The sequence below is a fragment of the Burkholderia sp. MSMB1078WGS genome (assembly GCF_001528895.1).
Classification (GTDB): domain Bacteria; phylum Pseudomonadota; class Gammaproteobacteria; order Burkholderiales; family Burkholderiaceae; genus Burkholderia.
The window spans coordinates 1-2,265 of record NZ_LPDI01000059.1; the positions used below are offsets into that span (position 1 = coordinate 1).

Sequence of the window (2,265 nt, forward strand, 5' to 3'; positions counted from 1 at the left end):
CCTTCGGCCTACGGCCGAAGGCTCATGAAAGACCGAACACTAACGCTCGGCACTGTCCAAGAAATCCAAGCGGTTCAAAAGACCGAACACTAACGCTCGGCACTGTCCAAGAAATCCAAGCGGTTCAGTGGCAAGGCCGCAGGAGAACCCATGTCATGAAGAAGTCGCGGTTCAGCGAAGAGCAGATTATCAGGGTGCTGAAGGAAGCCGACGCAGGCATGAAGGTCGCAGACCTGTGCCGCAAACACGGCATATCGGATGCGACGTTCTATATATATGGACTGCTCCCGACAGCAAACGGAAGTTGACGGACACGGAAGTCGATTGCGTACATATCCGGCGTCAGGGCAGAGCGCCCAACTGGATTTCCGCGCGTGCAGGCCTCAACAACTGGATGACCTCAGGGGCCGTCATAAAAATCAGGTTCCCCGCTCGCCGAATCGACCCGAGTGCCATTCGTCAATTCGTCAACGCATCGTTGGTGCCCGAAAAAATTACGCCGGGCACTGGTGGAATTGCTGCGCCGTCCAAATTAGTGAACATGCCGGACTGGGGACGATCGGGCCTCGCCCGACGGTTGGGAAGAAGATATCCGGTCTGGCAGTGCGGTGGGCAAGTTTGCGACATTCGTTGAACAACAGAGGCGGTTCGGACGGTGGTGAGGCCACGAGACGTTCACAAATCGTTACCCCGACGCGGGCACGCTTCCTGACTATTCATAAAAACTACTGATCTACCGTCGACGCAAAGACCGTCGCTTATTGGAGTTATGTCGTCACCACAGACATCACAATCCATTTTACGATCCGCAGATCGCGTGGCAACATAGCTCACCCGAAAACACAATTGGATTGACGAATCAATATATGATTTTCGACCATCTCCATCCCGACCGCTGGACGTTTCTTTGGAGCGCATTGTCGATTTTCTCGCTCAGACTATGTTCCAGCCTGTTTATAGCGACGGCCGGTTGGTGGCTATCGAAGAAGATCGGCACTTGGTTGAGCCGCCTCCTTGCCAGCAAGGGACGCGTTAACAATACACTGCGCCCCATTCTCCGGGATGTTGCAGTTTGGGGTATTCGCATCGTTGCGATCGTCTGTGCACTATCTCAAATCGGTATTGAGACGACGAGCGTTGTTGCAGTACTCGGCGCGGCTGGTCTGGCGATCGGGCTTGCGTTGCAGGGCACAATGCAAAACATCGCGGCCGGCATCATGCTTCTTTTGTTGGGGCCATTCAAGGTGGGTGACAACATAGAGGGCAGTACCGGCGTGGCAGGCACTGTGAATGAGATTGGTTTGTTCATGACCCGCCTGACCAAACCGGACGGAATCTGTGAATTCGTTCCGAACAGTTCACTTTGGGGAAGTGCGATCCGCAACTACACGCGCAATCCAACACGTCGTGTGGATCTCGAAGTTGAAGTCTCGGTACGCGACGATGTGGACAGTGCGCTTAACGCCCTGCACGCGCTCGCATCGAAAGATCCAGATACCTTGCAAGATCCCGCACCGAATGTAATGGTATTGCGGTTTGACGATAGTACAACTATCGTAAATGTGCGCGTATGGACGCGCACCGACACATACTGGACAGTCAGGTGGCGGTTGGCTCGTCAAGTATGTAACGCGCTTGCTGAAGCAGGCTGTTCACTTCCTGTTCGTACGCGCGAACTACACATTGTGCGAAGCAATGGGAACAATGTAATCGAAAAGAACACGGGGGGTGCATAAGCAGAGAAGTGTTACGCGTCACGCGACCCGGCGTCCGCGATGATCACGCCGTCCTTAGCCTTAGAGATGGTTTCAAAAAAGGGGCCGTGGGTGCTGTTAACTTTCGTGGCGAGCCGTTAACCTCAGGCATCGGAACGACCGATGCCGAGGAGATCGGCAAGCCGATCATCGACGACGACTGTGGACATTGATCGAACCGTTACTAGCCACGCAAGACGGGACAGCGCTGGCGCGACCTGCCCACCGAGATGGGCTGCGGCTCGGGCGTGACTTGTTGGCGACGACTACGCAATGGGCAGGCCATGGGCGTATGGAATCGCTTGCACGAATTGCTGCTCGCGAAGCTGCGAGCAGCAGACCAAAGACTTATCGGGAGCCGGGATCGGTTCATCATCGATCCGCGCCGTTGGGGCGGGCCTAAAACTGGGCCAAGCCCTACGGATAGCGCGCGACCTGGTTCCAAGCACCACATCGCCACCGATGCCAACGGCACGCCGCCCGCGGCGGTCCTGACCAGCGCAAATGTCAA

1 protein-coding gene and 2 pseudogenes are annotated in these 2,265 nt (G+C 55.8%); all 3 read left to right on the forward strand.

From position 1 onward, the window contains the following. Positions 1-155: 155 nt before the first annotated feature. A pseudogene (locus tag WT24_RS15475) lies at positions 156-272 on the forward strand (transposase); the annotation flags it as partial. Between the two features lie 594 nt (positions 273-866). Then, on the forward strand, positions 867-1,736 hold the full coding sequence (locus WT24_RS32860) for a mechanosensitive ion channel family protein (RefSeq protein WP_082742187.1): 870 nt from the start codon (positions 867-869) through the stop codon (positions 1,734-1,736). A 152-nt stretch (positions 1,737-1,888) separates the two neighbouring features. After that, positions 1,889-2,265 (forward strand): annotated as a pseudogene (locus tag WT24_RS32865) (IS5/IS1182 family transposase); the annotation flags it as partial.